The sequence below is a fragment of the Streptomyces sp. NPDC091282 genome, from assembly GCF_044757385.1.
Taxonomy (GTDB): domain Bacteria; phylum Actinomycetota; class Actinomycetes; order Streptomycetales; family Streptomycetaceae; genus Streptomyces; species Streptomyces gramineus.
On sequence record NZ_JBIVUX010000004.1, the window covers coordinates 906,682 to 927,310 of the forward strand.

The 20,629-nt window shown below is 73.1% G+C and carries 20 protein-coding genes; 12 read left to right on the plus strand and 8 right to left on the minus strand.

The annotated features are described in order from the left end of the window. Positions 1–796: 796 nt before the first annotated feature. Positions 797–1,837 (minus strand): acyl-CoA dehydrogenase family protein, encoded by a 1,041-nt coding sequence (locus tag ACIQOE_RS22850; protein WP_401413307.1) that lies wholly within the window; start codon positions 1,835–1,837, stop codon positions 797–799. Between ACIQOE_RS22850 and ACIQOE_RS22855 the strand changes: the two genes are divergently transcribed. The 7 genes from ACIQOE_RS22855 (at position 1,836) to ACIQOE_RS22885 (ending at position 8,817) form a co-directional block, all read left to right on the plus strand. Then, positions 1,836–3,533, plus strand: a complete 1,698-nt coding sequence (locus tag ACIQOE_RS22855; RefSeq protein WP_401413412.1) for an aldehyde dehydrogenase family protein — start codon at positions 1,836–1,838, stop codon at positions 3,531–3,533. The genes ACIQOE_RS22850 and ACIQOE_RS22855 overlap by 2 nt on opposite strands. A gap of 206 nt (positions 3,534–3,739) precedes the next feature. After that, positions 3,740–4,450, plus strand: a complete 711-nt coding sequence (locus ACIQOE_RS22860; protein ID WP_351324212.1) for a chitinase — start codon at positions 3,740–3,742, stop codon at positions 4,448–4,450. A gap of 30 nt (positions 4,451–4,480) precedes the next feature. Next, positions 4,481–5,392 (plus strand): oxidoreductase, encoded by a 912-nt coding sequence (locus tag ACIQOE_RS22865; RefSeq protein WP_401413309.1) that lies wholly within the window; start codon positions 4,481–4,483, stop codon positions 5,390–5,392. Positions 5,393–5,834: 442 nt separating this feature from the next. Next, the gene (locus tag ACIQOE_RS22870; protein WP_351936223.1) at positions 5,835–6,218 is read left to right on the plus strand and encodes a BlaI/MecI/CopY family transcriptional regulator; all 384 of its coding nucleotides are present in this window, start codon (positions 5,835–5,837) and stop codon (positions 6,216–6,218) included. Then, positions 6,215–7,144, plus strand: a complete 930-nt coding sequence (locus ACIQOE_RS22875; protein ID WP_401413312.1) for a M48 family metalloprotease — start codon at positions 6,215–6,217, stop codon at positions 7,142–7,144. The genes ACIQOE_RS22870 and ACIQOE_RS22875 overlap by 4 nt, the downstream gene beginning before the upstream one ends. A 171-nt stretch (positions 7,145–7,315) precedes the next feature. Then, positions 7,316–7,708: a VOC family protein gene (locus ACIQOE_RS22880; RefSeq protein WP_401413314.1), complete on the plus strand. Its 393-nt coding sequence runs from the start codon at positions 7,316–7,318 to the stop codon at positions 7,706–7,708. Between the two features lie 38 nt (positions 7,709–7,746). Further along, positions 7,747–8,817 (plus strand): adenosine deaminase, encoded by a 1,071-nt coding sequence (locus ACIQOE_RS22885; RefSeq protein ID WP_351324220.1) that lies wholly within the window; start codon positions 7,747–7,749, stop codon positions 8,815–8,817. On the opposite strand, the gene ACIQOE_RS22890 is transcribed toward ACIQOE_RS22885, so the two are convergent. From ACIQOE_RS22890 to ACIQOE_RS22900, 3 genes are all read right to left on the minus strand, one after another. Beyond that, positions 8,799–9,314, minus strand: a complete 516-nt coding sequence (locus tag ACIQOE_RS22890; RefSeq protein ID WP_365575963.1) for a DinB family protein — start codon at positions 9,312–9,314, stop codon at positions 8,799–8,801. The two genes, ACIQOE_RS22885 and ACIQOE_RS22890, sit on opposite strands and share 19 nt — an antisense overlap. A gap of 27 nt (positions 9,315–9,341) precedes the next feature. After that, positions 9,342–10,850, minus strand: coding sequence for a carotenoid oxygenase family protein (locus tag ACIQOE_RS22895; RefSeq protein WP_401413317.1), 1,509 nt, complete (start codon positions 10,848–10,850; stop codon positions 9,342–9,344). 62 nt (positions 10,851–10,912) lie between these two features. Continuing rightward, complete coding sequence (locus ACIQOE_RS22900) at positions 10,913–11,827, minus strand: LysR substrate-binding domain-containing protein (protein ID WP_351324224.1); 915 nt, start codon at positions 11,825–11,827, stop codon at positions 10,913–10,915. Between the two features lie 111 nt (positions 11,828–11,938). Here ACIQOE_RS22900 and mgrA point away from each other — a divergent pair, with 111 nt between their 5' ends. Beyond that, the gene (gene mgrA / locus ACIQOE_RS22905) at positions 11,939–12,931 is read left to right on the plus strand and encodes an L-glyceraldehyde 3-phosphate reductase (RefSeq protein ID WP_351324225.1); all 993 of its coding nucleotides are present in this window, start codon (positions 11,939–11,941) and stop codon (positions 12,929–12,931) included. A gap of 69 nt (positions 12,932–13,000) precedes the next feature. Here mgrA and ACIQOE_RS22910 read toward each other — a convergent pair whose 3' ends face one another. Further along, a complete protein-coding gene (locus tag ACIQOE_RS22910; protein ID WP_401413320.1) occupies positions 13,001–13,384 on the minus strand; it encodes a nuclear transport factor 2 family protein in 384 nt (127 codons plus the stop codon). A gap of 310 nt (positions 13,385–13,694) precedes the next feature. On the opposite strand from ACIQOE_RS22910, the gene ACIQOE_RS22915 reads away from it, so the two are divergent. From ACIQOE_RS22915 to ACIQOE_RS22925, 3 genes are all read left to right on the plus strand, one after another. Further along, the gene (locus ACIQOE_RS22915) at positions 13,695–14,105 is read left to right on the plus strand and encodes a hypothetical protein (protein WP_351936232.1); all 411 of its coding nucleotides are present in this window, start codon (positions 13,695–13,697) and stop codon (positions 14,103–14,105) included. Positions 14,106–14,217: 112 nt separating this feature from the next. Next, positions 14,218–16,251 (plus strand): FHA domain-containing protein, encoded by a 2,034-nt coding sequence (locus ACIQOE_RS22920; RefSeq protein ID WP_401413322.1) that lies wholly within the window; start codon positions 14,218–14,220, stop codon positions 16,249–16,251. Between the two features lie 223 nt (positions 16,252–16,474). Further along, entirely contained in the window at positions 16,475–16,927 is a 453-nt protein-coding gene (locus tag ACIQOE_RS22925) for an ATP-binding protein (protein WP_351324233.1), read from the plus strand. 82 nt (positions 16,928–17,009) lie between these two features. Here the strand turns inward: ACIQOE_RS22925 and ACIQOE_RS22930 are convergent, their stop codons facing one another. After that, positions 17,010–17,894 carry an RNA polymerase sigma factor SigF gene (locus ACIQOE_RS22930; RefSeq protein WP_351324235.1) on the minus strand — a complete coding sequence of 295 codons (885 nt, stop codon included), beginning with the start codon at positions 17,892–17,894 and terminating at the stop codon, positions 17,010–17,012. A 207-nt stretch (positions 17,895–18,101) separates the two neighbouring features. Beyond that, a complete protein-coding gene (locus ACIQOE_RS22935) occupies positions 18,102–18,926 on the minus strand; it encodes a class I SAM-dependent methyltransferase (protein ID WP_399010732.1) in 825 nt (274 codons plus the stop codon). Between the two features lie 44 nt (positions 18,927–18,970). On the opposite strand from ACIQOE_RS22935, the gene ACIQOE_RS22940 reads away from it, so the two are divergent. Beyond that, positions 18,971–19,330 (plus strand): helix-turn-helix transcriptional regulator, encoded by a 360-nt coding sequence (locus ACIQOE_RS22940; protein ID WP_362648017.1) that lies wholly within the window; start codon positions 18,971–18,973, stop codon positions 19,328–19,330. Between the two features lie 7 nt (positions 19,331–19,337). Here ACIQOE_RS22940 and ACIQOE_RS22945 read toward each other — a convergent pair whose 3' ends face one another. Continuing rightward, the gene (locus tag ACIQOE_RS22945) at positions 19,338–20,540 is read right to left on the minus strand and encodes an epoxide hydrolase family protein (RefSeq protein WP_401413325.1); all 1,203 of its coding nucleotides are present in this window, start codon (positions 20,538–20,540) and stop codon (positions 19,338–19,340) included. Between the last annotated feature and the right edge of the window lie 89 nt (positions 20,541–20,629).

The following is a 20,629-nucleotide window of genomic DNA, read 5'->3' on the forward strand; positions in this document are numbered from 1 at the left end:
TGTGCCGTCGTCGCGGATGCGGCGGGTTCCATGATCCGCCCGTCGGCGACGGCGGTCGACCGGAGGCGGCGGACGGCGGAGCGCTCGCCTTCTGGGCATGTCCGCGTCGATCGCGGGCAGGCGGATCCCAGGACGGGACTCGGCCGGAGGCCAGGACGCTGGAGGTGTCTGCCGCTATGAGCGCGAAGGTGTTGGAACGTTTTCCTGCCGGATCTCCGCGGGGGTCGTGGCCGGCGGAGGAGTACGCGGCGGAGTGCCGCGCCGCGGGTGAGCCCGCGACGGTCGTGATGGACCTGAGGTCGGACGCGTTCCTGGTCGTGGTCCCCGGCGCGGAAGACGACTGACCCCCTGACCGCCCCCCCGGCCCGGAGGCGAACGGCGACGGCTCGGGTAGCTCGGGCCAGGCCGCCGGACGGGGACAGCGTCCGCCGGTGACGGCAACTCCCCTTCGGAGCAGGCCACTTGCCGGACGGTCCCCGCGCGTGGCCCGGCCGCGCCTCCCGGCCCGGAGGCGAACGGCGGCGGCTCGGGCAGCTCAGGTCAGGCCGCCGGACGGGGTCAGCGCCCGCGGGTGACGGCAACTCCGCTTCGGGCCAGGCCACGTGCCGGACGGTCCCCGCGCGTGGCCCGGCCACGCCTCTCGGCCCGGAGGCGAACGGCGGCGGCTCGGGCAGCCCGGGCCAGGCCGCCGGACGAGGACGCCGCCCTCGGGTGACGGCAACTTCCCTTCGGAGCAGGCCACGTGCCGGACGGTCCCCGCGCGTGGCCCGGCCGCCCCGGCGCGGCGGCGGATCGCTCAGCCCGGCGGGTTCGCGAGCCGCTCCAGATGGGCCGTGCGAGTCTCTGCGGTCTGGCCCTGGACCAGCAGGAACAGTGCCTCCCGCGCCAGCCGCTGGGCCCGCTCGGTGACGGCCATCGACCGGCCGCCGCCGGTCACCACGGCCGCCGTGGTCGCCGTACGCATCAGCGTGAAGGCCTCGGCCCGCAGCGCCAGCCGCTCCCGCAGGTGCTCCCGCGGCCGCGGATCGTCCGCGAGCGCGTAGGCCCGGCGGCGCACCTGGTCGGTGCGGGCCCGCAGCTCGGCGGCGTACGCGTCGTCGACCAGGGCGAGGGCCGCCTCCGTGATCCCGAAGACGGCCGGGCTGACGTTGCGGGTCCGCAGGCGGTCCGTGGCCGCCCAGTCCTCGTACGGCATCCGGAGCGCGACGGAGTCCTCCGGCACCCACAGGCCGTCCAGGTCCAGGGACACCGTCCGGGACGCGGTGAGCGCGGCCAGCCGCATCGGCGGCGACGCGCGCAGCCCCGGCTGTTCCCGCGCCTCGGCGAAGGCGAACAGGGCCTCGTCGTCCTCGGTCACCCCGGCCAGCAGCAGCACGTCGTTCAGGCCCCAGCCGGTGTACCAGGGAACGGTGCCGTGGAAGCGCCGGCCGCCCGCCTCCCGCCGCACCCGCACCGGGACGCGCGGATGGGCCCGCAGGTGCGCGTACGCCACCCCGGACAGCAGCTCGCCCCGCGCGAGCGCGCCGAGCAGCCTTTCGCGCACCGGCGGTTCGGCACCGGCCAGGGTCAGCACCGGCGTGTGGTGCTGGGTCTGCACGAACCAGGTCGAGCAGCACGCGCCGGCCAGGATCTCCGCGGTCTCCCGGGCCACGGCCGCGGGCGCCGCCGAACCGCCGTACGCCACCGGCGCGTTCAGGCCGAGCAGCCCCGACTCCCTGATCGCCTCGATGTGGCTCACCGGCACCCCCTCCTGGTCGACGCGCTCCGCGGCGGGGGAGAGGAGATCGTCGGCGAGCCGGCGGGCGCGGGTGACGAGCGGGTGTGCGGCGATGGTCATGGACGGGATTCTTCCGGCTGTGCGAGCCGGGCGCCGAACCCGGGGGCAGGCCGTTCGTGTGGAGGGCGGGTGCGTCCCCCCGGCGACCGGGGAGGCCCCGTGGACCGGGGAGGCCCCGGCGACCGGGGAGCCCCCGTGGACCGGCTGCCCGGCGCGGTCCGGCCGGTGGGTGGCGCGAGCAGGCGTCCCCGCCTCGCGGCGGGACCGGAGGGAGGGCCGCACGGCGTGTCCTCGACGGGCCGCGCCGGGCGCGGCGCACGGTGGTCCCCGGGCGGCGGAATTTACTTCGGCCCCTGAAAGGTTGCATTATGCATCCGATCGTCCGACACCCAGCAGGGCCGTCAGGCCCGTACGCACCACCAGCGAGGCATCCGTGAACCAGTCCACCCCCGAGCAGCCCGCCGACGTCGTCGCCCGGCTGCGCGCCACCTTCCGCACCGGCCGCACCAAGCCCGTCGCGTGGCGCACCGGCCAGCTGCACCGGCTGCGCGCCCTGCTCACGGAGCGCCGCGACGAGCTGGCCGCCGCCCTCCACTCCGACCTGGGCAAGAGCGCCGTCGAGGCCAACCGCACCGAGATCGACTTCACCGTCCGCGAGATCGACCACAGCCTCCAGAACCTGGCGGAGTGGCTGCGCCCCGAGTCCGCCCCCGTCCCGGCGCACCTGGGCTCCGACGCGCGCGCCTGGACGCAGTACGACCCGCTCGGCGTCGTCCTCGTCATCGCCCCGTGGAACTACCCCGCCCAACTGCTGCTCGCCCCGGTGGCCGGTGCGCTCGCCGCGGGCAACGCGGTCGTCGCCAAGCCCAGCGAACTGGCCCCGGCGACCTCCGCGGCACTCGCCAAGCTGCTGCCCGAGTACCTCGACACCGACGCCGTCGCGGTGGTCGAGGGCGGTGTCCCGGAGACCACGGCCCTGCTCGCCGAACGCTTCGACCACATCTTCTACACCGGCAACGGCACGGTCGGCCGGGTCGTCATGCGAGCCGCCGCCGAACACCTCACCCCGGTCGCCCTCGAACTCGGCGGCAAGTCGCCCGCGTTCGTCGACCGGGACGTCGACCTCGCGGTGGTCGCCGACCGGCTGGCGCGCGGCAAGTTCCTCAACGCCGGACAGACCTGCGTGGCCCCCGACTACGTCCTGACCGACCCCGCGACGGCCGCCGCCCTGGAGCCCGAACTGGTCAGGGCCGTACGGGAGCTGTACGGCACGGAGCCCAAGGAGTCCGGCGAGTACGGCCGGATCGTCAACGAACGGCACTTCGACCGGCTCAGCGGGCTGCTCGGCTCCGGCCGGGTGGCCCTGGGCGGCGACACCGACCGGGCCGCCAAGTACATCGCGCCCACCGTGCTCGCCGACGTCGACCCCGGCTCCCCGGTGATGCGGGAGGAGATCTTCGGCCCCATCCTGCCCATCGTCACCGTCCCGGACCTGGACGGCGCGATCGGCTTCATCAACGACCGCGACAAGCCGCTCGCGCTCTACGTCTTCAGCGAGTCCGCCGGCACCCGGGACCGGATCGCCGCCGAGACCTCCTCCGGCGGACTCGGACTGGGCCTTCCGGTCGCCCATCTCACCGTCTCCGACCTGCCGTTCGGGGGAGTGGGGGAGAGCGGCATGGGCAGTTACCACGGCCGCTACTCCATCGAGACGTTCAGCCACCGCAAGGCGGTCCTCGCAAAGCCGCTGAGCTGACCCGGCCTGACCAGTGCGCCCGCCTGGCCCGACTCGCCCGTTTCCGGGCGCAATTGCGGACACCGTCGGCCGGGGGGCCGGCTCGCGGATGACTGGTCTACACCCTTGACTGGTACAGACCAAAGCAGTTGAGTGTGCCTCACACCCCCCACCGCGGCCGCTCCCCCTCTGCGGGGTGCGGCCGTGCTCCGAGAAGGAGTTCATCCGTGTCGAGGCGCCGTATCGCCGCACTCCTGACCTCGCTCGCCATAGGCGGCTCCGCCCTGGTGTTCCAGGCGGCCCCCACGGCCTCCGCCGCCGGCTTCGTCGTCAGCGAGGCGCAGTTCAACCAGATGTTCCCGAACCGGAATTCCTTCTACACCTACAGCGGTCTCACCGCCGCACTCGGCGCCTACCCGGCGTTCGCCAACACCGGCAGCGCCACCGTCAAGAAGCAGGAGGCGGCGGCCTTCCTCGCCAACGTCAGCCACGAGACCGGCGGACTGGTCTACGTCGTCGAGCAGAACACCGCCAACTACCCCACGTACTGCGACCGGAGCCAGTCCTACGGCTGCCCGGCCGGACAGGCCGCCTACTACGGCCGCGGGCCCATCCAGCTCAGCTGGAACTTCAACTACAAGGCGGCCGGGGACGCACTCGGCATCGACCTGCTCAACAACCCCTGGCAAGTCCAGAACAACGCGGCCGTCGCCTGGAAGACCGGCCTGTGGTACTGGAACACCCAGCGCGGCCCCGGCACCATGACCGGCCACAACGCCATGGTCAACCAGGCCGGCTTCGGCCAGACCATCCGCTCCATCAACGGCTCCCTGGAGTGCGACGGCCGCAATCCGGCCCAGGTCCAGAGCCGGGTCAGCGCCTACCAGAAGTTCACCCAGATCCTCGGGGTCCCGGCGGGCGGCAACCTGTACTGCTGATCCCTCGGGTCCGTGTGCCAGACTCCGCCGATGACCTCCGAAACGATCACCGCGGACGCGTCCGGCACCTGGCACCTCGGCGACCTGCCCGTCCACCGCCTCGGCTTCGGCGCGATGCGGCTGACGGGCAGCGCCGCCTTCCACCAGGGCACGCCGAGCGACCGCGGCCGCTCGATCGCCGTCCTGCACAGGGCGCGGGAACTCGGCGTGAACCACATCGACACGGCCGCCTTCTACTTCTCCGCCCTGCGCTCCGCCAACGAACTCATCAACACCGCGCTCGCCCCGTACCCGGACGACTTGGTCATCGTCACCAAGGTCGGTCCCCACCGCGACCACTCCGGCGCGTGGGCCACCGCCGCCCGCCCCGACCAGCTGCGCGGACACGTCGAGGAGAACCTGCGCCAGCTCGGCCGCGACCACCTCGACGTGGTCAACCTGCGCCGGATGCGGCAGGACTCGATCGCCGAGCACTTCGGCGCCCTCGCCGAACTCCGTACGGCGGGGCTGATCCGGCACCTCGGGATCTCCGACGTCACGGCGCGCCATCTCGACGAGGCGCTGGCCATCGCACCCGTCGTCTGCGTGCAGAACCGCTGGGGACTGGACCGGCGGGACGCGGACACCGACGAACTGGTCCGCCTCTGCGGTGAACGCGGGATCGCCTTCGTGCCCTTCTTCGCCGTCGCCGGCGAGGCCGGGTCGGGCGGCGGCGCCACCTCGGACCACGACGAGGCCGTCCTCGCCGTCGCCCGGGCGCACGACGCCACCCCCGCGCAGGTCCGCCTCGCCTGGACCCTGCACCAGGGCCGGCACGTCCTCGCCATCCCCGGCACCGGCAACCCCGACCACCTGGCCGAGAACGTGGCGGCGGGCGCGCTCCGCCTCACCGAGGCGGAACTGACCCGCCTCGACGCGTCGCACATCGACCCGCCCGCCTGACGCCGGTCGCGCCCGCTCCGCCGACCCGGACGCACGCGGTTCCGCCCGTTCCGCCGACCCCGGCGCACCCTGTGCCCGGCTCCGGCAAGGACGGCACGGGGCGGGACCGCTCGGCGGGGCGGTCGGGATCGGTGCTCTTCGCGGGGCGCGGAGCCCGGGGCCCGGGGCGCGAGACCGCCGGCCGCGCCCGTCCTGCACCCCGGACGCGCCTCTTGGATCGCCCCGGGCGCGCCTCCCGAATCACCCCGGATGCGCCCCTGGACCACCTCGGTTTCGCCTCCCGGATCCACGTCCAGCGCGCCCCGGCGGCGGCCTCCCGTCGGTGTCCGCGGTGCCGGCCGGGGCGGGCGCGCAGGCGGTGGGCGCGGTCCGGCCGCCTACACTTCCGGGGAAGGGCCGCAGGACTCAGGACTGGTGACGAAGAAGGAGTGAGGAACCTTCCATGGCCGACGCGAAAGACGAACGCCGGCCCGCCGGTGAGCTGGAGGCGAGCGTCATGGCGGCGCTCTGGGCCGCGGGCGCGCCGCAGACCCCCGGGCAGGTGCAGCAGAGCCTCGGGGCCGACCTGGCCCGCACCACCGTGACGACGATCCTCACCCGGCTGCACGACAAGGGCGTGGTCGCCCGCCACCGGGAAGGCCGGGGCTTCGCCTACTTCCCCGTCCAGGACGCACAGGGCCTGACCGCGAAGCGGATGCACAGCGAGCTGGACCGCGACACCGACCGGGAGGCCGTGCTCGCCCGCTTCGTCGCCCAGCTCAGCCCCGACGACGAGCGGGTCCTGCGCAGCCTGCTGGACGCCGACGAGCAGTCCGGGGCGTCATGACCGCGCTGCTGGTGCTGCCGCTGCTGGTGCCGTTCGCGCTGCCCGCGCTCGCCCGGCGGGCCCTGGACCGGCTGGCGCCCGCCGCCGCCCTCTGGACGGTCACCGTCGCCGCCGTCGCCCTCGCGGGCTGCGTCCTGACCGTGCTCGGCGCGTTCGTCCTCACCGGGCTGTTCAAGCTGCCGTACTTCGCGGCGCTCGGCGAGCTGGTCCGGCCGCTGCACACGCTCTCCGACCGCTACACCCTGCCGCTCGCCGCCTTCGGGGTGGGCGCGCTCGCGGTCTGCGCCTGGACGGTCACACGCTGGGTGCTCCGGCAGACGCGCGCCTTCCGCGCGGCCCGCGCCGAGGCCGGACGGGGCCCCGCCGCCGGTGACCTGTGCGTCGTGGACGCGCCGGGCCCGGACGCGTACGCGCTGCCGGGACGGCCGCACCGGATCGTCATCACCACCGGGATGCTGCGCAGCCTCGACGGCGCCGAACGCGAAGCCCTCTTCGCGCACGAACGGGCCCACAACAGCGGAGGGCACCACTTCTTCCTGGCCGCCGCCGAACTCGCCGCGCACTGCCATCCGGCGCTGCGGCGGGTCCGGGACGTGGTGCGGCTGGCCGCGGAACGGGCCGCCGACGAGGCCGCGGCCGGCGCGGTGGGGGACCGGCGGCTGACGGCCCGTGCGATCGCACGGGCCGCGCTGGCGGGGCAGGGCGCGTCGGCCGAGCGGCCGGCGTTCGTGCCGGGGGCCACGACAGGGCCGGTACCCCGGCGGGTCGCGGCTCTGCTGGCGGCACCTCCCGCCCGGCGCCGCGCCGGTACCGGGGTGGCGGTCCTGCTCGCGGCGTGCGCGGCGCTGTCGTGCACCGCCTCCGCCACCGGAATGATCGACTTCCACCACCGGGTCGAGGTCGCCCAGGGCGAAGCGGCGCGCTAGCCGAGCGCCGTCCCCCCCCGGCGCGGCTCCGTCCCGACTGCCCGCCGGGCCGCCTCCCAATGATCCTCGTCGGCCTCCTCGTCGCCGTCCTTGCAGTGCCGAGAAAGCGACTGGCGTCCGATACGTTTTACGTATAACCTCTCCCGCTAACCGCTCCACCGAAAGGCCCCCATGCGACGCGTCGCCCTGGTCACTCTCGTCGTCCGCGACTACGACGAGGCGATCCGCTTCTACACCGAAGCCCTCGGGTTCCGGCTCGTCGAGGACGCGCCGCGGCCGGACGGCTCCCGCTGGGTCGTCGTGGAACCCGGCACCGAGGGGCACGGCACCGGACTGCTGCTCGCCCGCGCCAAGGACGACGACCAGCGCGCCCGGGTGGGCGACCAGACCGGCGGCCGGGTCGGGTTCTTCCTGCACACCGACGACTTCGCCCGCGACCACGCCCGGATGACCGCCGCCGGCGTGACCTTCCTGGAAGAGCCCCGGCACGAGCCCTACGGCAGCGTCGCCGTCTTCCAGGACCTGTACGGAAACCGCTGGGACCTGCTCCAGCCCGCCGCCTGACCGACCCGCACGAACCACCCGCCGAGGAAAGCCCCGCCATGAATGCTACGCGCGTAGACGCCGATGTGATCCGTCGCCTCCCCAAGGCCGTCCTGCACGACCACCTCGACGGCGGCCTGCGTCCGGCCACCCTGGTCGAACTCGCCGCCGAGATCGGTCACCCGCTGCCCGCCACCGACCCCGACGAGCTGGCCGCCTGGTACGTCGAGGCCGCCGACTCCGGTGACCTGGTGCGGTACATAGCCACCTTCGAGCACACGCTCGCCGTGCTGCAGACCAAGGAGGGGCTCCGCCGCGTCGCCGAGGAGTACGTCCTCGACCTCGCCGCCGACGGCGTGGTGTACGGCGAGGTGCGCTACGCCCCAGAGCTGAACGTCAGGGGCGGGCTCACCCTCGACGAGGTCGTGGCGAGCGTGCAGGAGGGTCTCGCGGCCGGCATGGCGAAGGCCGCAGCCGCGGGCACGCCCGTGCGGGTCGGCACCCTGCTGTGCGGGATGCGGATGTTCGACCGGGTCGGCGAGGCCGCCGACCTGGCCGTCGCCTACCGGGACGCCGGTGTCGTCGGGTTCGACATCGCCGGCGCCGAGGACGGGTTCCCGCCCGCCGACCACCTCGCCGCCTTCGAGCACCTGCGCCGCGAGAGCGTGCCCTTCACCATCCACGCCGGCGAGGCGCACGGCCTGCCCAGCATCCACCAGGCGATCCAGGTGTGCGGCGCCCAGCGCATCGGGCACGGCGTGCGGATCACCGAGGACATCGTCGGGGACAAGCTCGGCCGCCTCGCGAGCTGGGTGCGCGACCGCCGTATCGCGCTGGAGATGTGCCCCACCTCCAACCTCCAGACCGGGTGCGCCACCTCCATCGCCGAGCACCCGATCACGGCGCTCAAGGAGCTGGGCTTCCGGGTCACCCTCAACACCGACAACCGGCTGGTGTCCGGTACGACGATGACCCGGGAGATGTCCCTGCTGGTGGAGGAGGCCGGCTGGACGGCCGAGGACCTGCGCACGGTCACGGTGAACGCCCTGAAGAGCGCCTTCATCCCGTTCGACGAGCGCAATGCCCTCATCGAGGACGTCGTGCTGCCGGGTTACGCCTCCGTGCTCTGAAGCAGCCCCCGCAGATAGGCGGCCTGTCCGACGTGCTGGAGATCGTCGGACAGGACGCTCACCAGCCGGACGCCCAGGGTGACCGGCGGATCCCAGCGGGTGTCCACGACCCGTTCGAGGTCCTTGGCCGGCAGGTCGCGCAGCACCCCGAGGGTCTGCTCGTGCACCGCGTCGTAGTAGCCGCTCAGCAGGTCGCCGGAGTCGACCGTGACCTTCGCGACCTTCGCCGGGGTGTGGCCGTACCCGTGGTCACGCGGCGGCAGGCCGAGGCCGAAACGCTTCTCCCAGCCCTGGGCCAGCCACACCTGGTCCAGGTCGAAGGCGTCGGCGACGTGGTCGTCCTGGACCCGGGTGAGGTGCCAGAGCAGCCAGGCGACGGAGTTGGCGCCGGACGCCGGCGGCCGGTTGAGCAGGCCGGGATCGAGGCCGTCGAGGACGGCGTGGACTTCTTCCTGGATGCGGCCGAAGCCGTCGATGAGGATGTCCCTTGCATGCATGCGACCACGATCGCTCATCGCGGCCCGTCATGCGTCCGGAATCCAGCTTCCGTGGAATCCCAGCGGCACCCGGCCTGGCAGGTGGATCCGGGCCAGCGGTTCACCGGTGAAGTCCTGCGCCGCCAGGATCAGCAGGTCGGCGGCGCCGCGGTCGGGATCGTGGACGTAGGCGAGGGTGTACCCGTCGTCCTCCTGGGCCGCGTGTTCGCCCGGCACGAACACCGCCTCACCGGCCGCCGCGCCCCTCGGCAGCCGGTGGACCTGCGCCGTGCCGCGCGCGAAGTCGTGCTTGAGGAGGGCGTCGGAGAAGGCACGGTCCGGCGGACCGCCGTCGCCCGCCAGGTAGGCCACGGACATCTCGGCGGCCGCCGCCGCGTAGCCGTAGCGGTGCCGGCGGGAGACCAACTCCTCGTTGATCCGCGGAAACTCCTGCGGCCTGTCGTCCACGGTCCGCCGGCGGACCCGGCCGTGCCGCAGATCCACCGTCCACCGTTCGAGCCTCGCGGTGCCCACCGCGTGCGGCCCGTCCGTGCCGGCCCCGGCCACGTCGAAGGGCGCCGGATACGTGGTCAGGTCGATCACCACGCAGTCACCCTCGTCGTAGGCGTTGAGGGTGTGCGAGTAGAAGACGGGGTCCACGCCGAACCAGCGGACCGTGCCGCCGGACCGGGGCATCACCCCGACCCGCGCCGGGTGCCGCCGGTTCCAGACGTACGGCACCGGAGCACCGGCCTCGGCCGCAGCCGGGTCGAAGGTGACCGGGACGTCGAAGACCACCACGTGCCGCGCGGTGAGCGCGAAGTCGTGCATCATCGGCGCGTCCCGCACCGGGATCCGCGTGGTGCGCGCGACCCGGCCGGCCGGGTCCACGACCAGGTGCCGGACGTGGTCCCAGGTCGGGTAGTAGGTGATCGCGTGCAGCTCGCCCGCGTGCGCGTCGTACTTGGTGTGCGCGGTGAACGCGCCCTCCAGCGTGCCCCGGAAGTCGTGGGTGCCCACCGTGTTGAGTTCGCCGTCCAGTTCGTACGGCAGCGGGCCGCTCTCCTGGAGCGCGAGGATCCGGCCCCGGTAGGGGATGACGTGGGTGTTGCAGGAGAAGTCGTCGGGCGGGACCGGGCCCGGATACGGCTCCCCGAGTTCCGCGGCGACCTGCGACGAGCGCACCCACCGGTTGCGGTACCACTCGGCCCGGCCCTCGCGCAGCCGTACGCCGTGCACCATGCCCTCGCCGAGCATCCAGTGGTGGGCGCGCGGGTCCTCGAGACCCAGCACGTTGGGGCCGTTGCGCAGGAAACGGCCGTTCAGCTCGCGCGGGATCCGGCCGGTGACCGGCAGGTCGAAGGCCGTCAGTTCCTCGGTGACCGGCGCGAACGCGCCCTCGAGGAACGGATACCGGCGCTCCGCCGGTTCCGTGGCCGGGCGTGCCGACGCCGTCGTGGCTCCCGCCGTCGTGGCTCCCGCCGTTCCGGCCAGCGCGGTGGCCGCCGCGAGGCCGGCCGCGCCGCGCAGCACCGTACGCCGTGTCTGTTCCGCCATGTCCTTCGCTCCCCGTTCGTCGTTGCGGACGCTGACGAGTCTGCGCCGACGGGAAGCCGGGGTCAGGAGGGGTGGACACCCTCCCCGGGTGGTGTCAGACCCCCTGTTTCCAGGAGCGTGACCAGCGCCCTGGCCGCCGGACTGGTGGCCGTCTCCGGCGGCAGCAGGGCGACCGTCTCGTAGGCGTCCTCGTCGGTGTCCTTGAGCGCCAGCGCGGTGAGCGAGGGCCGCTTGTGCCGGAAGTGCCGGGGCACCACGGCGATACCGAGGTTCTCGTCGACCAGGTCGAGGAGGCTGTGCACGTCGTTGACCTCCAGCGCGACCGTGCGCCGCACACCGGCCGCCGCGAAGGCCGAGTCGGTCGTACGGCGCGGACCCCAGTCCGGGTGGAAGTCGACGAACACCTCCCCGCCGAGGTCCGCCGGGACCACCGCGGGACCGGCCGTGGCGAGCCGGTGGCTGGGATGGCACAGCACGGTCATCGGCTCGCCGGTGAGCGCCACCGAACGCAGCTGGTCGGTGTCGTCCTGGGTGCGGTACGCGAAGGCCAGGTCCAGCCGCCCGGCCGCCACCTCCTCGGCCAGCGCGCCCGAACCGGCCTGCCGCAGCCGGATCTCGACGTCCGGGTGGCGGCGCCGGAAGGCCGCCAGCAGTCCCGCCACGTGCACCCCGGCGATGCACTGCTCGGTGCCCAGTGCGAGTGTCCCGCGCAGCACGCCCTGCACCGCGGCCACCGCCTCGTGCGCCGCCCGCACCTGTGCGAGGATGCGCTCCGCCTCGCCGAGCAGCGCACGGCCGGCCTCGGTGAGCGTGACCCGGCGGGTGGTGCGCACGAACAGCGGCGCCCGCAGCTCCCGCTCCAGGGCCCGGATCGAGGCGGACAGGCCCGACTGGGACACCAGCAGCCGTTCAGCGGCCCGGGTGAAGTGCTGGTCCTCGGCGACGGCGACGAAGTGCTGGAGGTGGCGCAGTTCCATGATTGAGAAGCCTAGCCGCACAATTCCATCGCATTCTCCTGTTGGACCGCTGCCCGCGGGGCGGGGAAGAGTGGAACCGGTAGATCCTGTGCCCACCCCTCTGGAGCCGCGTTGTACACCGCACACCCCGACCGCTACGCCGAGATGCCCTACCGCCGCAGCGGGCGCAGCGGCCTGAAGCTGCCCGCGCTGTCGCTCGGCCTGTGGCACAACTTCGGGCCGGACCGGCCTGTCACGGCCCAGCGGGCCATCCTGCGCCGCGCCTTCGACCTCGGGGTCACCCACTTCGACCTGGCCAACAACTACGGCCCGCCGCCCGGCTCCGCCGAGTCGGCGTTCGGCGAGGCGCTGAAGGCGGACTTCGCCGGGTACCGCGACGAGCTGGTGATCTCCACCAAGGCCGGCTACCTGATGTGGCCCGGACCGTACGGCGAGTGGGGTTCGCGCAAGTACCTGCTGTCGTCGCTGGACCAGTCCCTGACCCGGATGGGCCTCGACTACGTCGACATCTTCTACTCGCACCGCCCCGACCCGGAGACTCCGCTGGAGGAGACGATGGGCGCCCTGCACTCGGCGGTGCAGCAGGGCAAGGCGCTGTACGTGGGCGTCTCCAACTACTCGGCCGAGCAGACCCGGGAGGCCGCCCGGATCCTCGGCGAGCTGGGCACCCCGCTGCTCATCCACCAGCCGCGGTACTCGATGCTCGACCGCCGCCCGGAGACCGAGGGAGTCCTGGACGCCCTCGACGAGCTGCAGGTCGGCTCCATCGTCTTCTCCCCGCTGGAGCAGGGCCTGCTGACCGGCCGCTACCTGGACGGCATCCCGGAGGGCTCCCGGGCGGCGAGCGACAGCCCGTTCCTGAACTCCGACGCGGTCACCGAGGACCTGGTGGCGCAGCTGCGCGACCTGGACGAGATCGCCAAGGGGCGCGGCCAGACGCTGGCGCAGCTGGCCCTGTCCTGGGTGCTGCGCGGCGGCCGGGTGACCTCCGCGCTGATCGGCGCGAGCAGCCCGCGGCAGGTCGAGGACTGCGTCGGCGCGATCGGCAACCTGGACTTCGACGCCGAGGAGCTGGCGCGGATCGACGCGATCGTCAACCGGTGAGCGGCGGCGCCGGCCGCTGACACGCCGGCTGCGGGGGACGCCCACGGCGTCCCCCGCAGCCGTGTCGGCTCAAGCTCCGGTCGGGACCCGGTCCAGGAAGCCCAGTACCTGCCGGATCCGGCCGTCCTCGCTCAGCGTGACCACGTCAAAACCGGCCACCGGTGCCGACCCGTCGGCCTCGTTCACCAGCTCCCAGCCGAAGCGCGCGGTGTCGTGGTGGCCGTCGACGGTCCCGAGCGGACGGAACGCGAAACCGGGGAACTGCTCGTGCGCGGCGGTGATCACGGCCGTGATCTGGGCGTGTCCGGCTGCGTCGGCGAGCGGGTCGGTGTAGGTGCCTTCCGGAGCCCAGGCTTCCGCGACCGCCTTGCGCAGCGCCTCGGGCCCGGTGGCGTTCCAGGCCTCGAAGTAGCGGGCGGCGGCGGCCTGGTGACGGTCGGTGTTCACGGGCATGGCGAATCAGCCTCCATTGAGGGTGTCGTTGCTGGTCAGGGGGTGGATCGCGGCTCTCGTCGATCCGCTTGCACCACCATGCCCGGATCCGGGTGACGGGTCGATTACCCCTCGGGTAATGAACGCGGGGCCGTACAGCTGGCGCATTTCGGCCAATTCGTAGGCGGAATATGCCAAGAGACTGGCCGGAAAGGTGTGGTGACAGTGTTTCGAAAGTGAACATACTCGAATGTCAGGGGCACTTCACCGCACAGGAGCCGCACGGAAAACCGGCCGCGACGGCACACCGGCGAGCTACGGGGGAGTGATCGTGCACGACGAATTCCTGTGCCATGTCACGGCATACGGGGTCTGCGGCGGGCAGCGCATCGGCGTCCCGCTCGGCACCTACCGCGCGCCGACCCTGGCACTCGCGCTGTGGTGGTTACGGGACCGGGCCTCGTGGATCGCGGAACGGCTGGATCCCTTACCCGAGAACCCCAGATTTCCGCAGGGCGCGCTCGTCCCGGTGGGCGAGAGCGTCTCGGACGTCCCCGGCCTGCTGCGCGCCTGGTGTTCCGACGTGGTCCGGCAGGAGCTCGTCGCCGACGAACTGGCCGGCGGACGGCTGGTGCGGATCGCCGTCCAGGACGACACCACCGAGTACGAACTGCTCGCCGAGTCCATCGACGCCCTGCGCATGCAGCGCACCATCCCCGCCCTGGTCGTCCCCGTGGCGTGACACGTGACAGCCGCGACGGCCGCCGGGCGGTCGCCCGCGACACCGCCGGATCCCGTGCGACACGACCGGACACGTACAGCGTATAAGATGACACATCGGTAGAATTTGGGCCATGGCGGAGCGGCCGGTCACCTCGACGGCGCCCGAACTCGTCCTGGAGACCGACACGGGATCCACGATGATGAGCCCGGGCCGCGACTACCACGTAGGGCGTGACCCGTACAGCGACATCGTCCTCGACGACTCCCGGGTCTCCTGGCACCACGCGGTGCTGCGCCCCGAGGAAGGCCACTGGACCCTGGAGGACGAGCAGAGCGCCAACGGCACCTACGCCGACGGCCGCCGCATCCGGGAAGGGGAGGTGGGCCCCGGCACGGTCATCCGCTTCGGCAGCCCCGCCGACGGCCCGAGCGCCGTCCTCGTGGGCCGCCCGCCGACCGCCCCCGACCGCCCCTCGGTCGTCTCGATGCCCTGCCTCACCGGCACCTTCCGGCAGCCCTCCGCGGTACGCCGGCTGCCCGCCCGCACCCTCCGCATCGGCCGCGCCCCCGACAACGACGTCGTCCTCGACGACCTGACCGTCTCCCGCCACCACGCGGAACTGCGCGCCCACCCCGACGGCAGCCACGAGGTCGTCGACCTCGACAGCCACAACGGCACCTACCTCAACGGCCGGGCCGTCTTCCGCGCACCGCTCGGCCCCCGGGACCTCGTCGGCATCGGCCATTCCTCCTTCTGCCCGGTCGGCGGACGGCTCCAGGAGTACGTCGACACCGGCGCGGTCTCCCTCGACGTCCAGGACCTCACCGTCGCCGCCGGGCGCCGGATCCTGCTCGACCACGTCTCCTTCCCGCTGGGCGAGAAGTGCCTGCTCGCCGTCGTCGGGCCGAGCGGAGCCGTCAGGTCCGCCCTGCTCGGCGCCCTCACCGGCCGGCGCCCCGCCGATCACGGCACCGTCCTCTACGACGGCCGCGACCTCTACCGCGACCACGCGGAGCTGCGCCTGCGCATCGGCCTGGTCCCGCGGGACGACTTCCCGCACGTCCGGCTGACCACGCGCGCCGTCCTGACCTGGACCGCCGAACTGCGCTTCCCCGAGGACACCTCGAAGGCCGAGAGGCGGGAGCGGGTCGAGGAGGTCATCCGCGAACTCGGCCTCGGACAGCACGCCGACCAGCCCGTGCACAGCCTCTCCGGCGGGCAGCGCCGACGGGTCGGCGTCGCCCTGGAACTGCTGACCAAGCCCTCCCTGCTGTTCCTCGACGAACCGACCTGGGGCCTGGGCCCCGGCACGGACCGCTCGGTGACGGACATGCTGCGCGGCCTCGCCGACGACGGCCGCACCGTCATCGTCGTCTCCCACGGCGTGCCCGGCCTCGACGTCTTCGACCGGCTGCTGGTCCTGGCGCCGGGCGGCCGGACCGCCTACTTCGGACCGCCCGGTGACGCCCTCGGCTTCCTCGGCTTCGAGGCGTGGCCCGAGGCCTTCGAGGCGTTCGAGCGGGACACCGGCCGGGACCGGGCCGAGGAGTTCCGCGTCTCGTCGTACCACCGGAAGTACGTCGTGAACGCCGGCGCGCAGCCCGTCCTGCCGCGCGCCGCCCCGGTCCCCGCGCTCCCGCCGCCGCGGCCGCGCCGCCGGCGAGCCCAGTTCTCGACCCTGGTGCGCCGCCACTGCGCCGCCCTTCTCGCCGACCGGACCTTCCTGGCGATCATGATCGGGCTCCCGTTCGTCATGGGCGCCGCGGTCCGTGCCGTCGCCGGGACCGGGCTCATCCTCGACCCCGCGACCGACGCGCTGCTCCTCCTGTGCGTGGGCGCCGTGCTGGCCGGCGCGGCCGACGCGGTGCGTGACACCCTCACGGAACGCGCCTTCTATCAACGCGAGAGAGCCGTCGGCCTGCCCGGATCGGCGTACGTGATGTCGAAGGCCGTGGTCCTCGGTGCCGTCACCGTGCTCCAGGCGGTCGTGCTCACCCAGGTGGGCCTGGCCGGCGTCGACCTGAACGCGCCCGGCGGCGGGGGAGTGCCGGTGCCGCCGCTGCCGGAACTCACCGTCGCCGTGGCCGTGCTCTCCTTCACCGTGACGATGCTCGGTCTGCTGATCTCCGCCCTGGTCCGCGGCGCCGGCACGAAACCGCCGTGACGCGGAAGGAGGCCGACCCGGACTCACCGCGGGTCCAGCCCCGCCCTGCTCGGCGCCCTCCGCGCCGCCACAATCCGGAAGCCCCGGTTCCCCGGCAATGTGACCAGCATGACGCCTTTTCCACCCGATCCGGCGAACACACCGGGGACTGTGGGACGACACTCGGGGTACGAGCATGGTTGCAACAGCGACCGGGCCGGGCGCCGGCCTCCTGGAGAGACGCATGATCGAACACCTGGGCGGGGCAGTGATACCGACTGGCTTCGACGTACCCGTGGAGCCGCTGCGACGCGCGGCGCACTACACCGGTGAGCCCGGCTGCATCGCCGACGCACGGGACTTCGCGGCCCGGTTCCTGGAACAGCTCAGGACCGAGTGGTGCGCCACGGTCGGCCCCGGCGCCGACGGCGAGTTGCTTCTGGTGGTGAGCGAGCTGATCACCAACGCGGACCGGCACAGCAACGGTCCGTACATCCTCGAACTGGAAGGCACCGACAGCGCGGTCCTGGTCTCGGTCTACGACAGCAGCGCCGCGCTGCCCCGCCGGTTCCCGAGGGACCCCCAGCGGGTCGGCCGGCACGGCCTGGAGATCGTGCACGCGCTGGCCGCCGAGGTCACCGCGGAGCGGGTGCCGGTCGGCAAGCGGGTCCGCGCGCTGGTGCCGCTCGTCCGCTGAACCCCACGAACACCGCACCCCACGAAACACCACGGGTGCCGCCCCACGCGCCGGTGCGGGGCGGCACCCGTGGTCTTCGTCGTCAGGCGCAGCCGAGTTCGCCGAGCATCCCCTGCCGCAGGCGCGCGATGATCCGCTTGATCAGGCGGGAGACGTGCATCTGGGAGCAGCCGAGCCGCTCGCCGATCTCCGCCTGGGTGGCCTCCTCCACGAACCGGAGGTGGATGATCTCCCGGTCCCGCTCGCTCAGCTCGGCCATGAGCGGGGCCAGCGACTGGAAGTCCTCGACGAGCCGCAGCCCGTCCTCCTCCACGCCGATGAAGTCGGCGAGCACGGACTCGCCGTCCTCGGGGCCGTCGCCGGTGAGCGCCGCGTCCAGCGAGGAGGAGTTGTAGCCGTTGGAGGCCAGCTGACCCTCGACCACCTCGGCCTCGGACAGGTTCATGAGCGTGGCCAGCTCGGCGACCGTCGGGTCCCGGTCGAGGCGGCTGGAGAGTTCCTCGCGCGCCTTGGCCAGCTCGACGCGCAGCTCCTGCAGCCGGCGCGGCACGTGCACGGCCCAGGTGGTGTCACGGAAGAACCGCTTGATCTCGCCCACGATGTACGGCAGCGCGAAGGAGGTGAACTCGACCTCGCGCGACAGCTCGAACCGGTCGATGGCCTTGATCAGGCCGATCATCCCGGTCTGGACGATGTCCTCCATGTCGTCGCCGCGGTTGCGGAACCGTCCGGCCGCGAACCGCACCAGCGACATGTTCATCTCAATGAGGGTGTTGCGGGCGTACTGGAATTCGGGGGTGCCCTCCTCCAGCTCGGTGATCCGCTGGAAGAACTGGCGGGACAGCTCCCGCGCGTCCCGCGGGGCGACGGTCCTGGGGTCCTTGATTCCGGGCAGCTCTCCTGCCGCCGCGTGCTCCTCGGCGGCCTGCTCGGTGCTCACTGCTTCCGACCGGATCCCGGTTGTCATTGCCTCTCCCCACGAAAGTCACGGTACGGCGTGTGCCTCTTCGGCCTGTGTCGTGCCGGCCTTGTCCAGTTGTTCGCGCTGGCGCGGGTACCCGCTGTCGGACATCCCATGCGTGCTTGACGGGACGGGTACCCGCAGTGACGCGCCGCATGCACCCCGATTACGCGTCCGGCGGAAATTTTTCGGTGACGGCAGGTCGAGGGCCCCTCACTCTCCGACACGCACGGCCCGGATCAGCTCGTGCAGGTACCGCTTGACGACCACACCGCCGTACCGCGCGTCGATGAGGCCGCGGACGCAGTCCAGCAGACCGTGACGGGCGGCCTCGGGCAGCAGCCGGTGGTTGGAGTAGGTGAGCAGGACGTCCAGGTAGGCGTCGGTGGTGTACGTGATCTCCTGCGCGTGGCCGTGCACGGTGACGTCCGTGAAGTACGGGGAGTCGCGGAACTCGGCCGTGTCCGGGACGATCTCCGACTCGGGGGTCTGCCGCAGCCCCGGCGGGGTCGCCGGGTCCCAGCGCTCGTAGCACTCCTGCACGTCGGCGAAGAAGTCCTCGGTGCCGCCCGCCACGTGGTGGGTGGTGACGACGGCGAGCAGTCCGCCGGCGCGCAGCGCACGGGCCGCGGCGGGCACCCGGACCGCCGGGTCGATCCAGTGGAACGCCGTCGCGCACACCACCGCGTCGAACGGCTCCGGCGGCGGCTCCCACGTCTCGAAGTCCGCCGTCACGACGTCCACCGCGGGGAACGCGGCCAGCTCCCGGCGTGCCACCGCCGCCAGCGAAGGCCCCCGCTCCACGGCCGTCACGGCACAGCCGGTGGCGGCCAGGTCCACGGTGAGCTGCCCGGTGCCCGGAGCGATCTCCAGCACCCGCACACCGGGGCCCGCGCCCGTCACCCGGGCCATCTCCTCGATCAGGGAGGACGGATAACGGGGCCGTGCGCGCAGGTACCGTTCCGCGTCCTGGTCGAAGGTGTCCCGCAGCTCCGGCCCCGTGTCCATGAACTCGATCGCATCCACGCCCGGCAGCATGCCGATCCGCCCCCGCGGCGGGCCACTGCTTTTAGGCTGTCCGAGTGAGCAGCCAACCGCCGAACCACGCGCCCGTCGTCCCGCCGAGCCCGCGCGAGCCCGTCCCGGAGACCAGGGAACCCCTCTGGCGCGACCTGGTCGGAGACGTCCTGCGCCGGGAACGGCTGGACCAGGAGCGCACCCTCAAGGACGTCGCGGAGAGCGCCCGGATCTCCATGCCCTACCTGTCGGAGGTCGAACGCGGCCGCAAGGAGGCCTCCTCCGAGGTCCTCGCGGCCGCCGCGCACGCCCTCGGACTCGACCTCGGGAGCCTGCTGTCCCGGGTCCACTCCGAGTTCGCCCGTCGCACCGCCCCGGCCAGGACCGCGCGCGGTCCCCGCAACGCCCTGTGCCTGGCCGCCTGACGGCGGTTCAGTCAACCCCCTGCTCCCGCAGCTGCCGGAAGAACGCCCGGACGTCGCCCACCAGCAGGTCCGGCACCTCCATCGCCGGGAAGTGCCCGCCCCGGTCGAACTCCGTCCAGCGCACGATGTTCTCGGTGCGGTCGGCCTTGTGCCGCAGCGGGCGCTGGGGTTCGGCCGGGAACACGGCGAGCGCGGTCGGCGCCGTCGACGGCCGGGTGGGCGCGGTGGCGCGGGAGCCGGTGGCGTGCGCCCGTTCGTAGTAGATACGGGCCGACGAGGCGGCCGTGCCGGTCAGCCAGTACAGCATCACGTCGGTGAGCATCCGGTCGCGGTCCACCGCCTCCTCCGGCAGCTCCGCGGAGTCCGTCCACTCCTGGAACTTCTCGACGATCCAGGCGAGCTGGCCCACCGGTGAGTCCGTGAGCGCGTAGCCGGGGGTGTGCGGGCGGCTGCTCTGCAGGACCGCGTAGCCCGTGCTCTCCCGGGACCAGGCGGCCCAGCGGCGCCACGAGTCGAGGGTGTGCGCCCGCTCCTCGGGATCGAGCGCGGCCAGCTCCCCGGCGGTGGGCTCGGTGGTCTGCTGCGCGCCCGGCAGCAGGTTCAGGTGCACGCCGATCACCCGCCCGGGATGGGCGCGGCCCAGCTCGCGGGAGATCGCCGCGCCCCAGTCACCGCCCTGCGCGCCGAACCGCTCGTAGCCCAGCCAGCCCATCAGCTCGGCCCAGGCGTCCGCGACCCGGCCCGCCTCCCAGCCGGGCGTCGTGGTCGGACCGGAGAAGCCGAAACCGGGGACGCTGGGCACCACCACGTGGAAGGCGTCGGCCGGATCCCCGCCGTGCGCCGCCGGGTCGGTGAGCGGTCCGACCACGTCCAGGAACTCCACGATCGACCCGGGCCAGCCGTGGGTGATCACCAGCGGGGTGGCGTCCGGCTCGGGCGAGCGGATGTGCGCGAAGTGCACGCGGGCGCCGTCGATCACCGTCGTGAACTGCGGCCAGGCGTTCAGCCGCGCCTCGGCCGCCCGCCAGTCGTAGCGGTGCCGCCAGTAGTGCGCGAGGTCCCGCAGATACGCCGTCGGGACGCCGTACTCCCAGCCCGCACCAGGCAGCTCGGCCGGCCATCGGGTGCGGTCCAGACGGTCGTGGAGGTCGTCCAGGTCACTCTGGGGGACCGAGACGCGGAACGGTTCGACGGCCGGCGAAGAGATCATGGTCGGTCATGCTAGGTGCCGGGATGAGCGGCCGGCGATGAGTTTCCCGCCGAACGGGGGTCGGTACGGATGACCCTGTTCCACCCTCC

What these genes read in the sequence shown, in the direction of transcription:
- ACIQOE_RS22855 (WP_401413412.1), top strand. Translation starts at nt 1,836, where the DNA reads ATGGACGGGATTCTTCCGGCTGTGCGAGCCGGGCGCCGAACCCGGGGG.
- ACIQOE_RS22850 (WP_401413307.1), bottom strand. Translation starts at nt 1,837, where the DNA reads ATGACCATCGCCGCACACCCGCTCGTCACCCGCGCCCGCCGGCTCGCC.
- ACIQOE_RS22865 (WP_401413309.1), top strand. Translation starts at nt 4,481, where the DNA reads ATGACCTCCGAAACGATCACCGCGGACGCGTCCGGCACCTGGCACCTC.
- ACIQOE_RS22870 (WP_351936223.1), top strand. Translation starts at nt 5,835, where the DNA reads ATGGCCGACGCGAAAGACGAACGCCGGCCCGCCGGTGAGCTGGAGGCG.
- ACIQOE_RS22875 (WP_401413312.1), top strand. Translation starts at nt 6,215, where the DNA reads ATGACCGCGCTGCTGGTGCTGCCGCTGCTGGTGCCGTTCGCGCTGCCC.
- ACIQOE_RS22880 (WP_401413314.1), top strand. Translation starts at nt 7,316, where the DNA reads ATGCGACGCGTCGCCCTGGTCACTCTCGTCGTCCGCGACTACGACGAG.
- ACIQOE_RS22885 (WP_351324220.1), top strand. Translation starts at nt 7,747, where the DNA reads ATGAATGCTACGCGCGTAGACGCCGATGTGATCCGTCGCCTCCCCAAG.
- ACIQOE_RS22890 (WP_365575963.1), bottom strand. Translation starts at nt 9,314, where the DNA reads ATGCATGCAAGGGACATCCTCATCGACGGCTTCGGCCGCATCCAGGAA.
- ACIQOE_RS22895 (WP_401413317.1), bottom strand. Translation starts at nt 10,850, where the DNA reads ATGGCGGAACAGACACGGCGTACGGTGCTGCGCGGCGCGGCCGGCCTC.
- ACIQOE_RS22900 (WP_351324224.1), bottom strand. Translation starts at nt 11,827, where the DNA reads ATGGAACTGCGCCACCTCCAGCACTTCGTCGCCGTCGCCGAGGACCAG.
- ACIQOE_RS22910 (WP_401413320.1), bottom strand. Translation starts at nt 13,384, where the DNA reads ATGCCCGTGAACACCGACCGTCACCAGGCCGCCGCCGCCCGCTACTTC.
- ACIQOE_RS22920 (WP_401413322.1), top strand. Translation starts at nt 14,218, where the DNA reads ATGGCGGAGCGGCCGGTCACCTCGACGGCGCCCGAACTCGTCCTGGAG.
- ACIQOE_RS22925 (WP_351324233.1), top strand. Translation starts at nt 16,475, where the DNA reads ATGATCGAACACCTGGGCGGGGCAGTGATACCGACTGGCTTCGACGTA.
- ACIQOE_RS22930 (WP_351324235.1), bottom strand. Translation starts at nt 17,894, where the DNA reads ATGACAACCGGGATCCGGTCGGAAGCAGTGAGCACCGAGCAGGCCGCC.
- ACIQOE_RS22935 (WP_399010732.1), bottom strand. Translation starts at nt 18,926, where the DNA reads ATGCTGCCGGGCGTGGATGCGATCGAGTTCATGGACACGGGGCCGGAG.
- ACIQOE_RS22945 (WP_401413325.1), bottom strand. Translation starts at nt 20,540, where the DNA reads ATGATCTCTTCGCCGGCCGTCGAACCGTTCCGCGTCTCGGTCCCCCAG.